Here is a 16,132-nt window from a genome sequence, read left to right on the forward strand (position 1 = left end):
GATTGACAAACGATTTGCCGGGGTGTCGGCTGACGCTTCATAGGAAGCCAGCCATGCATCCCAGCCCGAGCGAGCGCGACCCCTATAACGGCCTGAGCCGGGCCGAACCGACGCTACCGTCGTCGGCCTATTGGGATAGCGAGGCTTACCAGCGCGATCTCGACGCCATCTGGCACAAAAGCTGGCTGCTCGTCTGCCGCGAGGCCGACCTCGCCCAGCCGCTGGCGTTCCGGACATTCCGCGTCGGCACGCAGGAAATCGTCATTCTGCGGGACGAGACCGGCGAGTTGCGCGCCTTCCACAACACTTGCCGGCATCGCGGCTCGCAGCTTTGCCAGGAAAGCGAGGGCCGGCTGAAAGCGCGGCTCATCACTTGCCCCTACCACGCCTGGTCCTACTCGCTGCGCGGCGATCTCGTGCGCGTTCCCTCGAAATCGCTGCCAGATGGTTTCGACAAGGCCGATCATCCGCTCTACCGGGTGGCGCTGTCGGTGTGGCGCGGTTTTGTCTTTGTGAACCTTCAGCAGGCTGCGGCCGGCTCCGCCGGGACCTCCTTCGATCCCGCATCCGGCGACCTCGCCAACTGGCCGCTGGAAACGCTGGTATCAGGCCATGTCCTGCGCAAGGTGATGAACTGCAACTGGAAGATCTTCTGGGAGAACTTCAACGAGTGCCTGCATTGCCCGGGCGTCCACAAGGACCTGTCTCGGCTGGTGCCGATATACGGCCGCGGCCTGATGAGCCGGCACGACGACCCCGACTGGGTCCGCCATGCCGACAATGACGCGCCGGAGTTTTCGGGTGGCCTGCGCGCCGGCGCCGAGACCTGGTCGCGCGACGGACATGCCCATGGCCCGGTCTTCCCGGGCCTGACGCCAGCCGAGCGTGCGGCCGGACAGACCTATGCCACCAGCCTGCCCTCGATGTTCATCGTCGGCCATGTCGATTATGTCAGGACGGTGCGACTGATGCCGCTCGGTCCCGAACAGACCGAACTCACCGCCGAATGGCTGTTCGCGCCCGAGGCGCTGGCTGAGACGGACATCGACAATGTCGTCGCCTTCGGCACCCAGGTGCTGGAGGAGGATGCCGCGATCTGCGAGATCAACCAGAAAGGCCTGCGCTCCATGCGTCACGCGGCCGGCGTGCTGATGCCGGAGGAGTATGATCTGCACCGCTTCCACAACTGGGTGCGCGAGCGGCATGCAGCGCTTGAGGCAACCGCCTGATCGGCGACTAAAGCGACTTCGGCAGATAGCGCCAGGTGATAAAGCCGCAAACCGCGGCCAGAATGCCCAGCGTCACGAACACCGAGCCGAGGCCGAAAAACGCCAGCACCACCGAATAAACCAGCGGCGGCGTCAGCTCGGAAAAGTCGAGATAGGTGCGGTAGACCGCGGCCATCTGCGCCCGCTCATAGGACCGCACCGAGCGCATGAAGGCGGTCGAGCCCAGTGCATCGAGCGCGATGGTGAACAAGGCGCCGCAGAGCAGGAAAAAGCCCGTAAGCAGCGGCGCGGTAGTGCCGACCGCGCCCGCCGCAAGCAGCGTCGCCGACATCGCGAAATAGGCGAAGGTCATGGTGCGCCGGCCGCCGAAGCGTTTTCCAGCCTTGCCCCAGAAGATCGCCATGAACAACAGCGCATTGCCGGCCGAAACCAGCAGGCCGCCGGCAAGCTCGCCCTCGCCGGTAATCACCATGAACAGCGGCCCATAGACGAAGAACGTCGTCCAGAAGCAGGACCGGCCGAAGGCGATCAGCCAAGCCAGCTTGAGCCTGGGTTGTGCCACGAAGCGGCCGATATTGGCCAGCGGATTGGCCGGCCGCGTCTTGCCAGGCCGGATCGACTGGTTGTCGCCCAGCCTGTAGGTCCAGAACAGCGCCAGCAAGGCCAACGCAAACACCGCCACCGCGCCATGCGCGGCATAGATGCCGTAGCGTGTGTAGAGGAAGATGCCGAGTGTCGGCCCGCCGGTCCAGGCAAGCATCGACCACGCCATGCGCAGCGATTCGGCCTGCATGAAATCGGTCTTGCGGATGTGATCCATGATGTAGAGGTTGAGCGTGATCGACAGCGCGCTCGCCCCCATGACGCGGCACAGCATGCCTGCCAGTTGCCCGGCAAGCGTGTGGGTGACGAAGAACAGCGAGCCCATCGCCAGCAGGCAGGCGCCGGCGGTATAGACCCAGCGCCGGGCAAACCTGCGGATCAAGATCGGCATGAACAAGGTCACCGACAGGCCGAGCAGCGCCACGATGGTGTATAGGATCGAGACGATCTGCTCGTTGTGCAGAATCTCATAGGCCTGGATCGGGATGACGCTCGATACCGTGGCGCGGGCGAAGGATTCGACCGCATAGAGCGAGGCAAAGGTGCGGGCATCCGCCGGACGCAGGGCCGGAAGCCAGATCGGATGGCGCACATGGGTGGACATTTGATCCCCAAATCAGACTCGCAGCCCAAATCTGCGCTGGCGCTTCCTCCGCCGGTAACAGGAAACCGACCCCTTCCCGGCAAAAGCGAATTCGGCCAAAGGCTTTCCGGCTCTGGCCTAAAGCGCCGCCCGATGCAGCCGCACGGCGCGACCCGGAGCGTAGAGGGCGGCCTTCTTTTGTCCGGTGCAACCGTGATAGTCGTCTTTGGGGCTGAATCAGATCGCGAGACCATGAGCATCAATACCGCACCCTCTGGAGATCAACTGAAGCGAGATCAACCGAAGCGTATCGTCGCCATCGATGTCGTACGCGGTATCGCGCTGATCGCCATGGCGAGCTACCACTTCACCTGGGATCTCGAAAATTTCCACTACACCGACCCCGGCCTCACCGCCGTCGGCTGGTGGAAGATCTATGCGCGCTGCATCGCCTCGACCTTCCTGTTCCTGGTCGGCGTCAGCCTGTTTCTCGCTCATGGCAGGCAGATCCGCTGGACCGGCTTCTGGAAACGTTTTGCCATGGTCGCCGTCGCGGCCGCCGCCATATCGGCGGTCACGTACTTCATCACGCCGGACAGCTTCATCTTCTTCGGCATCCTGCATCAGATCGCGCTGGCCAGCCTGCTCGGCCTTTTGTTCTTGCGGCTGCCGTCCTTGCTGACGCTTGTCGTGGCGGCGGTGGTGATCGCCGGGCCGATCTATTTCCGATCCGAAGCCTTCGATCATCCGGCGCTGTGGTGGGTCGGCCTGTCGGCGATCAACCCGCGCTCCAACGATTACGTGCCGCTGTTTCCCTGGTTCGGCGCCGTGCTTCTCGGCATCGCCGCGGCAAAGTTTGCGTCCACCACCGGCCTGCTGGCGCGGCTGGCCACGCTGGCATCGGGAAGCTGGACCAGGCCGCTCACCTTCATCGGCCGCCACAGCCTGGCTTTCTACCTGATCCACCAGCCGCTGCTGTTCGGGTGCGTCTGGCTGTTCTCGCAGATCGCGCCGGCGCCGGTCGAGACACGGGAAGTGGTCTTCCTCAAGGAATGCCAGGTATCCTGCGAACAGCAGCGCGACACGGAGTTCTGCACCAGCTATTGTGTGTGCATGCTGGACACGCTGCAAAGCGAAGCGGCATTCGACCGGCTCTACAATGGTGACCAGACCCCGGAGTTCAAAGCGCATCTCGGTGAACTCGCCGGCATCTGCACCGCAAGGACGGAGGAGAGTCCGATGACGCAGGGAGGGCAACAATGACCGACAAGCTAGCAAAACCCGGGCTGGCAAAACCCGATCTACCGAGACCACGGCTGATCCCGTGGCCGCCGCTGATCTACATCGCCGCCATCGCCATCAGCATCGTGCTCGGCCTGTTCTATCCCCTGCCCTGGATCGGCGACCTCTTGGGCGACCTTTTGTTTGCCGCCGGCTTTGTGGTGCTGTTTGCCGTCGCAGCCCTCTGGTTCACCGCTATCCGCACCATGATCCGGGCCAAAACGACGATGAACCCCAATGGCGTGCCGGAGCATCTGGTGACGTCTGGCCCGTTCGGCATCACGCGCAACCCGATGTATCTGGCCAACACGCTGCTTTTGATCGGCGTCGCCTTCGTCTCGGGGATCGTATGGTTCCTGCCGCTGGCCCTGATCGCGGCTTTTGCAACGCAGAAGGTCGCCATCGAGAGCGAGGAGAAGGTGCTGTTCGCCAAATTCGGCAAGAAGTACCGCGACTATGCGAAGCGGGTCAGGCGCTGGATCTGAGGCGGGTGTGATCGCTGGCAGGGTTCGCATGCCTTGGCGACTAGCCGAAACGCCCATCTCTTCGTCATCCACGGGCGAAGCAAGGAGCGTAGCGGCGCAGCGCAGACCCGAGGATCCATGCCGCGACGTACAGGCGTTGCCACGTCCAGAATTCTGCACCGCTGCACTCCACGGCCAATGTCACGGAATGGATTCTAGGGTCTCCGCGACGGAGCCTCGCTCCTGCTTCGCCCTAGAATGACGAAGTGTGGAAGGGCTCCGCTAATCGCGAACGTTTGCGACGGGCGCGCAAACGCTCGACGATCCGCTCAGGTATTTACCCCCAACTCCACCAGCCGCTCGACGCAAGACTCCTCCGCCTGGTCGAGCTCCGCCAGCGTCTCCTCGAGATCGCGGCGCTTCTGGCGCAAATCCTCGCGCTTTTCCTCGATGCGCTTGATCATCAGGTTGAGTTGACCGACCTCGCCGGGCGGTTCCTTGTACATCTGGATGATTTCGCGGATCTCGTTGATCGAGAAGCCGAGCCGTTTTCCGCGCATGATCTGACGGATCAGATGCCGGTCAGATGGGCGAAACAGCCTTGTGCGGCCCCGCCGGACCGGTTGCACCAGCCCCTCGTCCTCATAGAAGCGCAGCGTCCGCGTCGACACGTCGAATTCGCGGGTCAGTTCGGTGATCGAATAATATTCCCGCATCTTTGCTCCAAATGTCGGAACATCGGAAAACGCCCGGTCGCCCGGGATTTCCAACGCATTCCGATCAACCCCGTTCCAAGCCGGACTCGGCATGAAACCCCGCGCAAGCCTCGCACCACATTTACGTAAAAGTCAATTGAACCCGCAACGCCTCTTTCTCAAGGGATAGCGAACCACCAGGTGGCCAGCCCGAGGAAGGCAAAGAAGCCAACGACGTCGGTGACCGTAGTGACGAAAACCGCCGACGCCACCGCCGGGTCGATCTTGAACCGGTCGAGCAATAGCGGGATCAGGATACCGGCAAGGGCTGCCACGAACATGTTGATGATCATCGCCGCCGCTATGATGCCGCCCAGATTGGCATCGCGGAACCAGACGGCCGCGACGATGCCGATCAGCACGGCGAAGATGATGCCGTTGATGGAACCCACGCCCATTTCGCGGCGGATGATGCGGCCGGCATTGTAGATGTCGAGATCCCTGGTCGCCAGCGCGCGTACCGTGACGGTCATGGTCTGCGAACCGGCATTGCCGCCCATGCCGGCCACGATCGGCATCAACACGGCCAGTGCCACAATGTGCTCGATGGTGCGGTCGAACAGGCCGATCACCGATGCCGCCAGGAACGCCGTCAACAGGTTGACCAGCAGCCAGGGCACGCGCGAGCGCGAGGTCGAAAGAATGCTGTCGGACAACTCTTCGTCGCCGACGCCGCCCATGCGCAGCAGATCTTCCTCGGCCTCCTGCTGGATGACGTCGACGACGTCGTCGATGGTCAGCACGCCGACCAGCCGCTCGTTCTCGTCGACGACGGCGGCGGACAGAAGATCGTATTGCTCGAAGTCCCGCGCCGCCTCTTCCTGGTCCATGGTGGCCGGAATGGCGTGCCTCGTCTCGTGCATCACGTCTCCGACCTTGGTCGTGCGCTTGGTGCGCAGGATCTGGTCGAGGTCGATGGCGCCGAGCAACTTGAAGCTTGGATCGATGACGAAGATCTGGCTGAAGCGCTCGGGCAGGTTCTTGTCTTCGCGCATGTAGTCGATGGTCTGTCCTATGGTCCAGAACGGCGGCACGGCGACAAACTCGGTCTGCATGCGGCGACCGGCGGTCTCTTCCGGGTAGTCGAGCGAGCGGCGCAGCCTGATCCGCTCGGTGAACGGCAACTGCGACAGGATCTCGTCCTGGTCTTCCTTTTCAAGGTCTTCGAGAATGTAGACCGCGTCGTCGGAATCGAGGTCCTGCATGCCCTGGGCAATTTGCTCATTGGGCATATTGTCGACGATATCGCGGCGGATCGCCTCGTCGACCTCGGTCAGCGACGAGAAGTCGAAATCGGCGCCGAGCAGTTCGACAAGGGCGCGACGCTGTTCGGGGTGCAGGGCCTCCAGCAGATCGCCAAGTTCCGACTGGTGCAGGTCGTCGACTTCGCGCTTCAGCGTCAGCGTATCGCGATCGGCGATCGCCGCCCCGATCTGGGCCAGGAATGATGACAGGACGGCGCCGTCCTCGCCATAGATGTCGGCGTGGGCGTCGTCAGCGGCTTTGGCGCCGGTCGTGTGGTCGTCCTGGCGTTCCACCAGCGGCTCCCGCCATGGGAATTTCGGAAAAGGTGCCTGTCAGGTCTAGCGCGCAACGCACGGGAATATCAAACGAAATGCGCCCCGCCCGGCATATGGGGAGAGAGCGATTTCATCAGGATATGACGCCGCCCAGGATTCAGGCGGCGCGACAGCACATGTCGCTGGGGAAAGAGCACCCGAGCACGGTTGGGGCAGAATTGTCATGATGCAGGTCCTGCCATCTGCCGGACCCGCCCAGGCCAGGAACCAGAACAGCCGGAAGCCCTTGAAGATCAGGTCGCAGACGCAGAAAGCAATCGAGGAACGGCGCGTGCGCGTGGTCGTGGCCGAACGCAATCCGCTCGTGATATCGGCGCTGCGCGACATGCTGGACTGCGACGGGCGCTTCGAGCTCCTGGCCTGCGTGCAAAGCGGCAGGCATTTTCTTGAGTTGGCAGCGGAAGGCGAATTCGACGTCGCAATCATCGGGTGGAAGCTTGCCGACATGGACGGCGCCGATGTGCTGGCCGAGGTTCACAGCCGCAAGCTCGGCGTGCGCATCGCGGTGTTTTCCAACGACCACGACATCGGCATCCTGAAGCAGTGCGTGCGCCTCGGCGCCCAGGGCTACTGCTTCCAGTTCGACGATCCAGCGATCATCTTCGAGACCATCCTGGCCGTCGCGCATGGACGCATCTGCATCCCCTACATCGACATCAATAAGGTCAACGACACGCCCTTGTCGCTGCTCACCGTGCGCGAGCGCGAACTGCTGGCCGTGCTGTCCGACGGCTGGACCAATTTGCAGATCGCGACGCGTACGGGGATTTCCGAGAACACGGTGAAGTATCACCTCAAGAATCTCTACGACAAGCTCGACGTCCGCAACCGGGCGATGGCCGTCGCTCTATGCGCGCGAGCGGCGTACCCAGAAGCAGCCGTTCGGGTAGGAAAGCGATGAGCCGCGGGTAGGTCACCCGGGTAGGCAACCCCCACCCGCGCGCGGCAAGATGTTACCTCTTGAGGTGTTGTTGCCATTAGCCGTCGAAACGAAACTCCCCATCACCGCTTTGCTGGATCAGGAGGAGTTCGCGACATGGCCGGTTTCACCCATCTTTTCATTCCCGGACCGACCAACATTCCCGAACAGGTCCGCCAGGCGATGAACCTGCCGATGGAGGACATGCGTGCAGCATCCTTCCCCGATCTCACGCTACCGCTGTTCGAAGACATCAAGACGGTGTTCAAGAACGAGACCGGCCGCGTCTTCATCTATCCCTCCTCCGGCACCGGCGCCTGGGAAGCGGCGATGACCAATGTGCTCAGCCCCGGTGACCGCGTGCTGATGTCGCGCTTCGGCCAGTTCTCGCATCTGTGGGTCGACATGGCCGAACGGCTCGGCTTCGAGGTCGATGTCATCGACTGCGAATGGGGAACCGGCGTGCCGCTCGAGCTCTATGCCGAGCGGCTCAGGGCCGACAAGGCGCACCGCATCAAGGCAGTCTTCTGCACCCAAAACGAGACCGCGACCGGCGTGACCAGCGACGTCGCCGGCTGCCGCGCCGCGCTCGATGACGCCAACCACCCTGCTTTGCTCTTCGTCGACGGCGTCTCGTCGATCGGCTCGATCGACTTTCGCCAGGAGGAATGGGGCGTCGATTGCGCGGTCAGCGGCTCGCAGAAGGGTTTCATGCTGCCCGCCGGCCTCGGTTTCCTCTCCGTCAGCAAGAAGGCGCTGGTGGCCTCGCGGAGCGCCACCCACCGCCGCTGTTTCTTCTCCTTCGAAGATATGATCCGCGCCAACGACGCCGGCTATTTCCCTTATACGCCGGCTACTCAGCTGCTGCGCGGCCTGCGCGCCTCGCTCGACCTGATCGCCGAGGAAGGGCTGGAAAACATCTTCGCCCGTCACCATCGCCTCGCCGAAGGCGTGCGCAAGGCGGTCGACGCCTGGGGCCTGAAGCTCTGCGCCAAGACGCCTAAATGGCACTCCGACACCGTCAGCGCCATCCTGGTGCCGGACGGCGTCGACAGCGGCGATGTGGTCAAGCGCGCCTACCAGAAATACCAGACCTCGCTCGGCGGCGGCCTCAACAAGGTGATCGGCAAGGTCTTCCGCATCGGCCATCTCGGCTGGCTGAACGAGGTGATGGTGCTGGCCTCGCTCTCGGCCGCCGAAATGGCGCTGCTCGACTGCGGCGTACGGCTGGCGCCCGGCTCCGGCGTCGGCGCCGCCATCCAGCACTTCCGCGCCTCGGCCGCCGTGCCGGTCGCCGAAGCCGCCTGAGGAGCCGACAATGAGCCACACCATCAACCACCTCAAGAAATTACGGCTGCAGCGCAGCGAGCTGGCGGTTCCAGGCTCCAGCCCGGAAATGATCGACAAGGCGGCCAACAGCGCCGCCGACTTCATCTTCCTCGACATCGAGGATGCGATCGCCCCGCCCGACAAGGAACGCGCCCGCAAGAACATCATCCAGGCGCTCAACGACATCGACTGGCGCGCCAAGGGCAAGACCGTCTCGGTGCGCATCAACGGCCTCGACACGCACTACATGTACCGCGACGTGGTTGACGTCATGGAGCAGGCCGGTGACCGGCTGGACACCATTTTGGTGCCGAAGGTCGGCGTGCCGGCCGACCTCTACATGGTCGAGGCCATGGTCAACCAGATCGAGATGGCAAAGGGTTTCAGGACCCGCGTCGGCCTCGAAGCGCTGATCGAGACCGCGCTCGGCATGGCCAATGTCGAGGCGATTGCCGCGACACCCGGCCGGCTGGAAGCCATGCATTTCGGCGTCGCCGACTATGCGGCAAGCTGCAAGGCGCGCACGGTCAACATTGGCGGCCTCAACCCCGACTATCCCGGCGATCAGTGGCATTTCGCTCTGTCGCGCATGACCGTCGCCTGCCGCGCCTATGGCTTGCGCGCCATTGACGGGCCGTTCGGCGACTTCTCCGATCCGGAGGGCTACATCGCTGGCGCCAGGCGCGCGGCGGCGCTGGGCATCGAAGGCAAGTGGGCGATCCACCCCTCGCAGATCGCGCTTGCCAACGACGTCTTCTCTCCACCGGAAAAAGAGGTCACCCGCGCCCGGCGCATCCTCGAAGTGCTGAAGGAGGCGGAGGCGCAGGGCAAGGGAGCGGCCGCACTCGACGGCAAGATGATCGACGCAGCGTCGGAACGCATGGCGCGCAATGTTCTGGTGGTCAACGAGGCAATCGAACGGGCCAGCCAATTCTCTAGCGAGCCGCGCGTCGCCACGCATTGACTGTTCAGGGAGGACAAAATGGACATCCACGAATATCAGGCCAAGGAACTGCTGGCACGCCACGGCGTGCATGTGCCGCGCGGCGGGCTGGCCTACAGCCCCGAGCAGGCGACCTACAGGGCCCGCGAGATCGGCGGCGCCAAATGGGTGCTGAAGGCGCAGGTGCATTCCGGCGCCCGCGGCAAGGCCGGCGGCATCAAACTGTGCGCCAATGACGAGGAGATTTCCAGCGCGGCCGAGGGCATGCTCGGCCGCAAGCTGGTGACACAGCAGACCGACCCGCGCGGCAAGCTGATTTCGCGCCTGTATCTCGAGGAAGCCGTCGATATCGCGCAGGAGCTCTATGTCGGCTTCGTGCTCGACCGCAAGGAAGAGCGCGTCATGATCGTGGCGTCCGCTGCCGGCGGCATGGAGATCGAGGACATCGTCGAGAAGGCACCGAACTCCATCCTGCGCACATCGGTCGATCCCGGCGTCGGCATGCAGCGTTTCCAGGCGCGCGAGATCGCCTTCGGGCTCGGCCTCGACCACAATCTGATCGGCAAGGCGACCGAAACCATCTTCGCCTGCTATCAGGTGTTCCGCGACTACGACGCCTCGATGCTGGAGATCAATCCGCTGGTGGTGACCCGCGACGGCAATCTGATCGCGCTCGACGCCAAAATGTCGTTCGACGAGAACGCGTTGTTCCGCCGGCCGGAAATCTCCGAGCTGCGCGACAAAAGCCAGGAAGATCCGCGCGAAACTTTTGCCAGCGACCGTGGCCTCTCCTATGTCGGCCTCGACGGCAACATCGGCTGCATCATCAATGGCGCAGGGCTCGCCATGGCGACCATGGACATGATCAAGATCGCCGGCGGCGAACCGGCCAACTTCCTCGACATCGGTGGCGGCGCCTCGCCGGAGCGGGTGGCGAAATCCTTCCGCGCCGTGCTCGGCGACAAGGATGTCGAGACCATCCTGGTCAACATCTTCGCCGGCATCAACCGCTGCGACTGGGTCGCCGAAGGCATCATCAAGGCGATACGCGAGGTCGGCGTCAACGTGCCGCTGGTGGTCCGTCTCTCCGGCACCAAGGCCGAGGAAGGCCGCCGCATCCTGGCCGATTCCGGCGAGGCGGTAATCGTTGCCGACACGCTGGCCGAAGCCGCCGAAAAAGCCGTCGCTGCCTGGCGCGCGGCCACCAAGAAAAAAGCAGCCTAGAGCCGGATGATTTCAGGTCGAATCGACCTGAAATCTGAATCCGTCTCTAAAATCAAACAGATGGAGCATGATGTCGTCCGAAAACCGCTTCACACTTTTCGGCATCATGCTCTAGGGAGGTCGAGAAAATGGCAATCCTGCTCAACCGCAGCACCCGCGTCATCGTCCAGGGGTTCACCGGCAAGATCGGCAGCTTCCATGCCGAGGACATGAAGCGCTACGGCACCAAGCTGGTCGGCGGCGTTACGCCCGGCAAAGGCGGCCAGAAGCATCTTGGCCTGCCCGTCTTCAACACGGTCAAGGGCGCGGTGCGCGAGACCCGCGCGGAGGCCAGCATCGTCTTCGTGCCGCCGCCTTTTGCCGCCGATTCGATCATGGAAGCGGCCGACGCCGGCATAAAACTCTGCGTCTGCATCACCGACGGCATCCCGTCGCAGGACATGATGCAGGTCAAGCGCTACATGCTGCGCTACCGCTACGAGGACCGCATGCGGCTGATCGGGCCGAACTGCGCCGGCGTCATCACGCCCGGACAGGCGCTGATGGGCATCATGCCCGGCAGCATCTATCTGCCTGGCCGCGTCGGCATTGTCGGCCGCTCGGGAACCCTGGGCTACGAGGCGGCGTCGCAGATGAAGTCGCTCGGCATCGGCGTCTCGACCAGCGTCGGCATTGGCGGCGACCCGATCAACGGCTCGTCCTTCAAGGACATGCTGAAACTGTTCGAACAGGATGACGACACCGACGCGGTGGTGATGATCGGCGAGATCGGCGGACCGCAGGAAGCCGAAGCCGCGATCTGGGCGCGCGATAATATGCGCAAGCCCCTGATCGCCTACATCGCCGGCCTCTCCGCCCCCAAAGGCCGCCGCATGGGCCACGCCGGCGCCATCATCTCGGCCTTCGGCGAGTCGGCGCAGGAAAAGGTCGAAATCCTGAAGGAGGCCGGTGTGATCATCGTGCCGACGCCGTCCTCGTTTGGTGAGGTGGTCGCCGATACGCTGTCACGTATGAAGAAGGCCGCCTGAACAGCGGCCTTCGCGTTCGACCGCGCCTCATGCCGCCTTGTCGGCTGCCGGCTTCGCGACCTTGGTGCGGGTGGCGCTGCGGCGGCCGTCGACGCTGACCGGAATGTCGCCGTCGACCGTGGCGCGACGGACCACCCGGTGCTGGTCGCCGTAATCGTTGACGGCGTAGTGCTGCGTCGCGCGGTTATCCCAGATCGCCACATCGCCGGCCTTCCAGCGCCAGCGCACGGTGTTCTCCGGCGCCGTGACATAGGACTGGAACACCTCGTAGAGCTTCGCCGAATCGCTTTTGGAAAGACCGATCAGCCGTTGCACGAAATTGCCGAGCAGCAGCGAGCGCTCGCCTGTTTCGGGATGGACGCGGACAACGGGATGCTCGGTCTCGTAGATCGTCGAGGTGAAGATTTCCTCGAAGTGCTTCTTTTCCGCGGCGCTCGCACGCGGCCGCACCGCGGCGTAATCGTAGGCGTTGCTGTGCACCGCCCAGAGATTGTCGGCCAGCAGCTTCAACGGCTCGGGCAGGTCCTGATAGGCGGCCGCGGTGTTCGACCAGATGGTGTCGCCGCCGGCCGGCGGTATGACGACGCCGCGAAGAACGGAGAATTTCGGATAGGCGTCGACGAAGGTGACATCGGTATGCCATTGGTCGGCGCGACCGCCGCCACGGCTGGAATCGAGTTCGAGAATGGACGCCGTTCCCTTGACGGGACCTTGGGTCGGATGCGGGACGAGGTCGCCGAGACGCTGGGCAAAGCGCTCCTGCTCGGCATCGTCGAGATGCGCCTGGTCGCGGAAGAACACCACCTTGTGCCGCAACAGGATCTGGTTGATCGCCGCGACCGTCTGCTGCGGCAGGTCGCCGGAGAGCCGAATGTTCCTGATCTCTGCGCCGACGCGTCCGGTAAGCGGGACAATATCGGCATCCGGGATGATCTGCTCTACGGGGGTAAGTCTGGTCATGGGAACCTCTTCCTCTAAAGCCGCGGGCTGGTGGCAATGCTCCGCCGTCTGCCGGCCGCATAGCGATCGGCGGAGCAACTCCCTCATCGGGAGCCGACTTGCTTGGCAACGAGAGCACTGATCTCAACTCAGGAGGCGAAGGCCGCCAAGGCTTGCGAGCAGTACCGAGATCCCATTCAAAGCGTAATTCTACAAATTCCATAGACATTTCTTTTCAAAGTTCGGCGGCCCTGAGAAAAATGCCTTCTGTCCAATTCGTTCGTGAGCGGCAGGCGGTGGAGCGCTGCGCGACGCGGCCCGCACCAGTAGTGACGCTGTCGTATCCCCTTCGATATTGGAGATGGCGGGTGAATTGCATGCCTGATATTGATGGCTTCCACGCATCACGCAGGCGCCGAGATGACAGACTCCGATAAGGCTGACGCTGTCGAGCAATTGCTCGATACGCCTGACCTCGCCACCGCGCTGGAAAGCGACCAGTTCAAGAAATTTCTCGACCAGATGCCGATCGCGATCGCCGTCTCGGAATTGATCGCGAAGGAACGTGTCGTCTACGCCAATCCCGAATTCGAGAAGCTCTCGGACCTCAAGGCGCCGAAGCTTGCGCGGGAAAACTGGGCGGCCCTTTCCGGCAGGGGGCTTCATCGGCAGAAGGACAGGCCGCTCGCCGAGGCTGTCGTTGAAGACACCGATTTCGTCGGCACGTTTCGCCTCGAGCGCGGCGAGGACAAGCCGGCAATCGTCGACGTTTATTCCAACGTTATCGAGGACGACAACGGCAAGCTCTGCTTCCGGCTGGTGGCGCTTGTCGACGTCACGGCACACGGTGAGACCGAGGACGCGCGACCCGCGGAGGAGCTCATCCGGGAGAAGGACACCCTGTTGCGCGAACTGCAGCATCGGGTGAAAAACAATCTGCAGATGATCACCGCTTTGATCCGGATGGAAACCCGCAACGCCACCGAACCGGACCAGAAGCGTTTCGAAAGGCTTGCCGGCCGGGTAGACGCATTGGCAATCCTTTACCAGACCTTGTCGGCTGACCAGCAGAAGGATGAGGTGGATCTTGGTGTGTATCTTAGCCAGATCGCGTCCGCCGTCATGGCGTCGCACGCAGTCGAAGGTATCCGCCTCGACCTTAAGGTGGATACCTATCCGGTATCCATCAACGTTGCCATGCCGACAGGCCTGGTCGTCAATGAGTTGCTGACCAACGCTCTCAAGCATGCATTCGTCGGGCGCGACGGCGGCACGATCACGCTGCACAGCGTCGTCAGCGGCGATGGTTGCCGGGTGACTGTCGCCGATGATGGGATCGGTCTGCCGACGGGTGAGACCTGGCCCAGGCCCGGCAAGCTCGGCTCCCTGATCGCGCGGTCGCTGACCGAAAATGCCAAGGCGCAATTCGACGTCAAGTCGAGTGCCGGCGAGGGAACCAGGGTCACCATCGTCTTCAAGCGATCGGCGGCGACGGACTGAGGCTATGCAACGGCGCGCCGGGAAATCCCGGCCGGACAGGTGCTTCGGGCGCTCGCGGGTGTGGCCTTAAGTCGCAAACGATTTGGCTGCAGAAGCGGGGCGCCGGGCTTCTTTGACGGTGCGATCAGCACCATATGTGGTCCACAGCCCTCCAAAACGAGAGAAGCTCGCTCCGGCGGGTCGCACCGCGGCCGTCAGCCGGCAATGGCTATGAACCAGGAAACTGAAAACCATCATGCATGAAAATATCAGACCAGCGTCGAGAGACGTCCCCCTCATTCAGCTAGGCCTCAACCAGTGCCGCTTCCCGGTGAGCGAAGACCGGTTGGTACCCGGTGGTTACCGTTTTTGTGCCGGGCCGACGTCGCCGGATCGCGTCTATTGCGATCACCACCACACCGTCGTGACGGCCGTTGATCCTCGTCGAGCCCGTCCGGGTCTCCATTTCCCGCAACGACGCGCCGCTTAGGTCACCCACATCCCCTGCCCCGCCACCGGCAAAGCCGGGGACTCGGGTGCAGGAGGCTGGCCGGTGCGAGCCAAGCGGCGTTCGCGTGCGGCTCTGCGACCTCTTGTTGCAACTCTGCTGCGGCCGGTTCAAGCGCCAAAGGCGATGATTTGGCGTCGACGGCCTGAGAAGCCGCAATGATTTCAATGGCCGAAAAATTATGGTGCGGTCGAGAAGACTCGAACTTCCACGGGTTGCCCCACAGCGACCTCAACGCTGCGCGTCTACCAATTCCGCCACGACCGCCCGTGGTAGGAGCCGGAACGAACCGGCTCGCGGCGTGTAGCAAATCGTTTCCTGCGAAACAAGGGCGCGGCGCGCAATAATCGCCGCGAATTGGCATATCGGCCTCTACAGCGCCGCGCGTCCTGTGGGACGCGCAAAGGACGGCGAACTGGACGTTTCAGCCGGATACCGCCATATGAAGGGCAAATGCATTTGACCCCAGAGCGCAAGGCGGTTTCGCCAAGCCGGTGTGCATCACGCGAAAAACGAAAAAGCCATGACCGAACGCAGCCAGATCGCCACGTCGTTCCTGCCCTTGCCGGGTTCGGCGCCGGTCGAATGGCGCATCGAGCCCGGCCTGACCGGCTACACCGATGCGCTGGCCCTGATGGAAGCGCGCGCCGAGGCAATCCGCGCGGGTGCAGCTGCCGAGATGGTCTGGCTGGTCGAGCATCCGCCGCTTTACACCGCCGGGACCAGCGCCCGCATCGAGGACCTGATCGACCCCGACCGTTTCCCGGTCTTTGCCGCGGGGCGCGGCGGCGAATACACCTATCACGGGCCGGGGCAGCGGGTTGCCTATGTCATGCTTGACCTGAAGCGCCGGCGTGAGGATGTGCGCGCCTTCGTCGCCGCGCTCGAGCAGTGGATCATCGGCACGCTTGCCGCCTTTAATGTACGCGGCGAACGCCGCGAGGACCGCGTCGGAGTCTGGGTGGTGCGGCCCGAGCGCCCGTCCCTGCCCGACGGCTCGCCGGCTGAAGACAAGATCGCGGCCATCGGCATCCGGCTGCGGCGCTGGGTGAGCTTTCATGGCATTGCCGTCAATGTCGAGCCGGATCTCAGCCATTTCAGCGGCATCGTGCCATGCGGCGTGCCGGATCACGGCGTCACCAGCCTCGTCGACCTCGGCCTGCCCGTGACCATGGGCGATTTCGACCTGGCGCTGAAATCCGCCTTCGAGGATGTTTTCGGGGCAGCGGAGTCAACTTCTGCAGAACCGGCTCGCAAGGCCGGCTGAG

The 16,132-nt window shown here is 63.4% G+C and carries 15 protein-coding genes and 1 tRNA gene; 11 read left to right on the forward strand and 5 right to left on the reverse strand.

Annotated elements, in window-relative coordinates; genetic code table 11:
* The first annotated feature begins 53 nt into the window (after window positions 1–53).
* Entirely contained in the window at window positions 54–1,229 is a 1,176-nt protein-coding gene (locus NKK52_RS13230) for an aromatic ring-hydroxylating oxygenase subunit alpha (protein ID WP_023685225.1), read from the forward strand.
* A gap of 7 nt (window positions 1,230–1,236) precedes the next feature.
* Here NKK52_RS13230 and NKK52_RS13235 read toward each other — a convergent pair whose 3' ends face one another.
* Entirely contained in the window at window positions 1,237–2,436 is a 1,200-nt protein-coding gene (locus NKK52_RS13235) for an MFS transporter (protein WP_023685224.1), read from the reverse strand.
* Window positions 2,437–2,667: 231 nt separating this feature from the next.
* Between NKK52_RS13235 and NKK52_RS13240 the strand changes: the two genes are divergently transcribed.
* Complete coding sequence (locus tag NKK52_RS13240; protein ID WP_023685223.1) at window positions 2,668–3,678, forward strand: acetyltransferase domain-containing protein; 1,011 nt, start codon at window positions 2,668–2,670, stop codon at window positions 3,676–3,678.
* Window positions 3,675–4,181, forward strand: coding sequence for a methyltransferase family protein (locus NKK52_RS13245; RefSeq protein ID WP_031246111.1), 507 nt, complete (start codon window positions 3,675–3,677; stop codon window positions 4,179–4,181). Before NKK52_RS13240 ends, NKK52_RS13245 begins: the two co-directional genes overlap by 4 nt.
* Window positions 4,182–4,489: 308 nt before the next feature.
* On the opposite strand, the gene NKK52_RS13250 is transcribed toward NKK52_RS13245, so the two are convergent.
* Entirely contained in the window at window positions 4,490–4,876 is a 387-nt protein-coding gene (locus tag NKK52_RS13250; RefSeq protein WP_023685221.1) for a MerR family transcriptional regulator, read from the reverse strand.
* Between the two features lie 158 nt (window positions 4,877–5,034).
* Complete coding sequence (gene mgtE / locus NKK52_RS13255) at window positions 5,035–6,453, reverse strand: magnesium transporter (RefSeq protein WP_023670790.1); 1,419 nt, start codon at window positions 6,451–6,453, stop codon at window positions 5,035–5,037.
* A 205-nt stretch (window positions 6,454–6,658) separates the two neighbouring features.
* Here mgtE and NKK52_RS13260 point away from each other — a divergent pair, with 205 nt between their 5' ends.
* The 5 genes from NKK52_RS13260 (at window position 6,659) to sucD (ending at window position 11,938) form a co-directional block, all read left to right on the forward strand.
* Window positions 6,659–7,396, forward strand: coding sequence for a LuxR C-terminal-related transcriptional regulator (locus NKK52_RS13260; RefSeq protein ID WP_348625729.1), 738 nt, complete (start codon window positions 6,659–6,661; stop codon window positions 7,394–7,396).
* 135 nt (window positions 7,397–7,531) lie between these two features.
* Complete coding sequence (locus NKK52_RS13265; protein WP_023685219.1) at window positions 7,532–8,722, forward strand: aminotransferase class V-fold PLP-dependent enzyme; 1,191 nt, start codon at window positions 7,532–7,534, stop codon at window positions 8,720–8,722.
* A gap of 10 nt (window positions 8,723–8,732) precedes the next feature.
* Entirely contained in the window at window positions 8,733–9,707 is a 975-nt protein-coding gene (locus NKK52_RS13270; RefSeq protein WP_023685218.1) for an HpcH/HpaI aldolase/citrate lyase family protein, read from the forward strand.
* Between the two features lie 18 nt (window positions 9,708–9,725).
* Window positions 9,726–10,910 carry a malate--CoA ligase subunit beta gene (locus tag NKK52_RS13275; RefSeq protein ID WP_023685217.1) on the forward strand — a complete coding sequence of 395 codons (1,185 nt, stop codon included), beginning with the start codon at window positions 9,726–9,728 and terminating at the stop codon, window positions 10,908–10,910.
* A 128-nt stretch (window positions 10,911–11,038) separates the two neighbouring features.
* Complete coding sequence (gene sucD, locus NKK52_RS13280; protein WP_023670795.1) at window positions 11,039–11,938, forward strand: succinate--CoA ligase subunit alpha; 900 nt, start codon at window positions 11,039–11,041, stop codon at window positions 11,936–11,938.
* A 27-nt stretch (window positions 11,939–11,965) separates the two neighbouring features.
* Here the strand turns inward: sucD and NKK52_RS13285 are convergent, their stop codons facing one another.
* Window positions 11,966–12,898: a TauD/TfdA dioxygenase family protein gene (locus NKK52_RS13285; RefSeq protein WP_023685215.1), complete on the reverse strand. Its 933-nt coding sequence runs from the start codon at window positions 12,896–12,898 to the stop codon at window positions 11,966–11,968.
* Between the two features lie 399 nt (window positions 12,899–13,297).
* Here NKK52_RS13285 and NKK52_RS13290 point away from each other — a divergent pair, with 399 nt between their 5' ends.
* Together NKK52_RS13290 and NKK52_RS13295 are read left to right on the forward strand one after the other, a co-directional pair.
* Window positions 13,298–14,377, forward strand: coding sequence for a sensor histidine kinase (locus NKK52_RS13290; protein ID WP_023685214.1), 1,080 nt, complete (start codon window positions 13,298–13,300; stop codon window positions 14,375–14,377).
* 235 nt (window positions 14,378–14,612) lie between these two features.
* Window positions 14,613–14,846, forward strand: a complete 234-nt coding sequence (locus tag NKK52_RS13295; RefSeq protein ID WP_084558265.1) for a GcrA family cell cycle regulator — start codon at window positions 14,613–14,615, stop codon at window positions 14,844–14,846.
* Between the two features lie 200 nt (window positions 14,847–15,046).
* Here the strand turns inward: NKK52_RS13295 and NKK52_RS13300 are convergent.
* A tRNA-Leu gene (locus tag NKK52_RS13300) sits at window positions 15,047–15,131 on the reverse strand.
* A gap of 256 nt (window positions 15,132–15,387) precedes the next feature.
* Between NKK52_RS13300 and lipB the strand changes: the two genes are divergently transcribed.
* Window positions 15,388–16,131 (forward strand): lipoyl(octanoyl) transferase LipB, encoded by a 744-nt coding sequence (gene lipB, locus NKK52_RS13305; RefSeq protein WP_023685213.1) that lies wholly within the window; start codon window positions 15,388–15,390, stop codon window positions 16,129–16,131.
* Window position 16,132: the final 1 nt, after the last annotated feature.

The sequence above is a fragment of the Mesorhizobium sp. C277A genome (assembly GCF_040324395.1).
Lineage (GTDB): Bacteria > Pseudomonadota > Alphaproteobacteria > Rhizobiales > Rhizobiaceae > Mesorhizobium.

What these genes read in the sequence shown, in the direction of transcription:
- NKK52_RS13230 (WP_023685225.1), top strand. Translation starts at nt 54, where the DNA reads ATGCATCCCAGCCCGAGCGAGCGCGACCCCTATAACGGCCTGAGCCGG.
- NKK52_RS13235 (WP_023685224.1), bottom strand. Translation starts at nt 2,436, where the DNA reads ATGTCCACCCATGTGCGCCATCCGATCTGGCTTCCGGCCCTGCGTCCG.
- NKK52_RS13240 (WP_023685223.1), top strand. Translation starts at nt 2,668, where the DNA reads ATGAGCATCAATACCGCACCCTCTGGAGATCAACTGAAGCGAGATCAA.
- NKK52_RS13245 (WP_031246111.1), top strand. Translation starts at nt 3,675, where the DNA reads ATGACCGACAAGCTAGCAAAACCCGGGCTGGCAAAACCCGATCTACCG.
- NKK52_RS13250 (WP_023685221.1), bottom strand. Translation starts at nt 4,876, where the DNA reads ATGCGGGAATATTATTCGATCACCGAACTGACCCGCGAATTCGACGTG.
- NKK52_RS13260 (WP_348625729.1), top strand. Translation starts at nt 6,659, where the DNA reads ATGATGCAGGTCCTGCCATCTGCCGGACCCGCCCAGGCCAGGAACCAG.
- NKK52_RS13265 (WP_023685219.1), top strand. Translation starts at nt 7,532, where the DNA reads ATGGCCGGTTTCACCCATCTTTTCATTCCCGGACCGACCAACATTCCC.
- NKK52_RS13270 (WP_023685218.1), top strand. Translation starts at nt 8,733, where the DNA reads ATGAGCCACACCATCAACCACCTCAAGAAATTACGGCTGCAGCGCAGC.
- NKK52_RS13275 (WP_023685217.1), top strand. Translation starts at nt 9,726, where the DNA reads ATGGACATCCACGAATATCAGGCCAAGGAACTGCTGGCACGCCACGGC.
- sucD (WP_023670795.1), top strand. Translation starts at nt 11,039, where the DNA reads ATGGCAATCCTGCTCAACCGCAGCACCCGCGTCATCGTCCAGGGGTTC.
- NKK52_RS13285 (WP_023685215.1), bottom strand. Translation starts at nt 12,898, where the DNA reads ATGACCAGACTTACCCCCGTAGAGCAGATCATCCCGGATGCCGATATT.
- NKK52_RS13290 (WP_023685214.1), top strand. Translation starts at nt 13,298, where the DNA reads ATGACAGACTCCGATAAGGCTGACGCTGTCGAGCAATTGCTCGATACG.
- NKK52_RS13295 (WP_084558265.1), top strand. Translation starts at nt 14,613, where the DNA reads ATGCATGAAAATATCAGACCAGCGTCGAGAGACGTCCCCCTCATTCAG.
- lipB (WP_023685213.1), top strand. Translation starts at nt 15,388, where the DNA reads ATGACCGAACGCAGCCAGATCGCCACGTCGTTCCTGCCCTTGCCGGGT.